This window comes from Streptomyces sp. NPDC101166, from assembly GCF_044768125.1.
Classification (GTDB): domain Bacteria; phylum Actinomycetota; class Actinomycetes; order Streptomycetales; family Streptomycetaceae; genus Streptomyces.
In genome coordinates this window covers 1-1,188 of the sequence record NZ_JBIWPF010000227.1, presented here as the reverse complement: position 1 = coordinate 1,188, position 1,188 = coordinate 1, and the positions used below count along the sequence as shown (strand labels likewise).

2 protein-coding genes are annotated in these 1,188 nt (G+C 68.1%); both read right to left on the bottom strand.

The window, feature by feature from the left end; translation table 11 throughout:
- Positions 1-105: 105 nt before the first annotated feature.
- Entirely contained in the window at positions 106-870 is a 765-nt protein-coding gene (locus ACIRS4_RS37930; protein WP_379103411.1) for an amino acid ABC transporter ATP-binding protein, read from the bottom strand.
- Positions 863-1,188: ABC transporter permease subunit (locus ACIRS4_RS37925; protein WP_404204782.1), on the bottom strand; the 326-nt coding region annotated here is incomplete at its 5' end. The genes ACIRS4_RS37925 and ACIRS4_RS37930, both read right to left, overlap by 8 nt.

The window sequence follows — 1,188 nt, the reverse complement described above, 5'->3', positions numbered from 1 at the left end:
CAGGCGCTCGCCGCGAACAGGCCGAGCACGGTGAGTGCGGCGAGTGCGGTGATCCGTCTGCGACGGTGCGCCTGAGGCATGGGAGGTTCCTTCGTGGTCGATCGGTCAGAGGACGTGTGCGAGAAAGGCTTTGGTGCGCGGATGGGTCGGGGCATCGAGCACCTGCGCGGGCGGGCCCTGCTCGACGATGCGGCCGGCGTCCATCAGCACCACGGTGTCGGCGACCTCGCGGGCGAAACCGATCTCGTGGGTGACGATCACCAGGGTCGAGCCGGCGCGCGCGAGATCCCGGATCACCTCGAGCACCTCGCCGACCAGCTCCGGATCCAGCGCCGAGGTGGGCTCGTCGAACAGCACCACCTCCGGCCGCAGCGCCAGCGCCCGTGCGATGGCGACCCGCTGCCGCTGCCCGCCGGACAGGCGGCTCGGGTACTCGTCGGCCTTGTCCGCCAACCCGACTCGCGCCAGCAGGTCGAGCGCCTCGGTGTTCACCTCGGCCTTGGCGCGCCGCTGGGCGGCCACCGGCGCCAGCGCGACGTTCTCCCGGACCGTCAGGTGCGGAAAGAGATTGAAGTTCTGGAACACGAAACCGATGCGCGCCCGCTGCCGCAGAATGTCGCGCTCGCGCAGTTCGTAGAGCTTGCGGCCCTTGCGGCGGTAACCGACCAGCTCGCCGCCCACACGCACGGTGCCGGCGTCCACCTGTTCGAGGTGATTGATGGTGCGCAGCAAGGTGGACTTGCCCGAACCCGACGGGCCCAGGATGACCGTGACCTCGCCCGGACGGACCGTCAGATCGATGCCGGACAACACCTCGGTGCGGCCGAACGACTTTCGGATGCCGCGCAATTCGATCGCGTAGTCACTCATCGCCGGTCCCTCTCGCGAAGCGCCGCTCGATATAGAACTGAATGACGCTGAGCACCGTGGTCAGCAGGATGTACCAGGCGGTTGCCACCATCAGCATCGGCACCACGCGGCCGTTGCGGCCGTAGATCACCTGGACCTGATAGAACAGCTCGGCGATCGCCATGGTCGAGACGATCGAGGTGCCCTTGAAGAGACTGATCACCTCATTGGCGGCATTCGGCAGAATTCCGCGCATGGCCTGCGGCCCGACGATGGTGAAGAACTGCCGCCGCCACGGCAGCCCGAGCGACCGCGCCGCCTCCCATTGCCCGGCGTCCA

Coding starts and splice junctions, on each gene's coding strand:
- ACIRS4_RS37930 (WP_379103411.1), bottom strand. CDS start 870: ATGAGTGACTACGCGATCGAATTGCGCGGCATCCGAAAGTCGTTCGGC.